General features: G+C 65.6%; 1 protein-coding gene. It reads right to left on the reverse strand.

The window, feature by feature from the left end:
• On the reverse strand, window positions 1-523 hold a 523-nt coding region (locus NZU74_20655), incomplete at its 3' end, for an ROK family protein (GenBank protein MCS6883735.1).
• Window positions 524-587: the final 64 nt, after the last annotated feature.

The following is a 587-nucleotide window of genomic DNA, read 5'->3' on the forward strand; positions in this document are numbered from 1 at the left end:
TGCTCATATCGAAGATGGTGTGGCCGACCTCTCCGGCGCCGCCGCGAAAGCCGCTGCGCAGCTGCCCGCCCAAAATCAGCCCGCCGCCGACGCCGGTGCCGACGAAGATCGCCACCATATCCTGCACGCCCTGGCCTGCGCCGTGGCGGTGCTCTCCGAGCGCACCCACGCGCACGTCGTTGTTGATATAGACCGGCACGGCAAAATGCGCGCTCAATTTCTCGGCCAGGGGCATGTTCTTCCAGCCTTTGCCTAAGTTGACGGCCACCCGCACAATGCCCTGCTCTGTGTCCACCGGGCCGGGCACGCCCACGCCGATGCCGCCCAGGTTACGGGCTTTCAAGTCCGCCTTCTTCAGCGCGCGCTCAATCGCGCCGACCAGGCGCGCGAAGACGCCGTCCACGCCCAGTTCGGGATGCGTCTTGCGCTTCTCCAGCGCCAGCACCTCGCCCCGTGCGTTGACCACACCGGCGCGGATGCTCGTGCCGCCCAGATCTACGCCGACAAAAAGTTTCTTCGCCATTCGGCCTCCTTATTTCTCCTGCTGCTCCTCCACGAGCAGCCGGCGGATGACCTTGCCCATGAAA

Source organism: Chloroflexaceae bacterium (assembly GCA_025057155.1).
Taxonomy (GTDB): Bacteria; Chloroflexota; Chloroflexia; order Chloroflexales; family Chloroflexaceae; genus JACAEO01.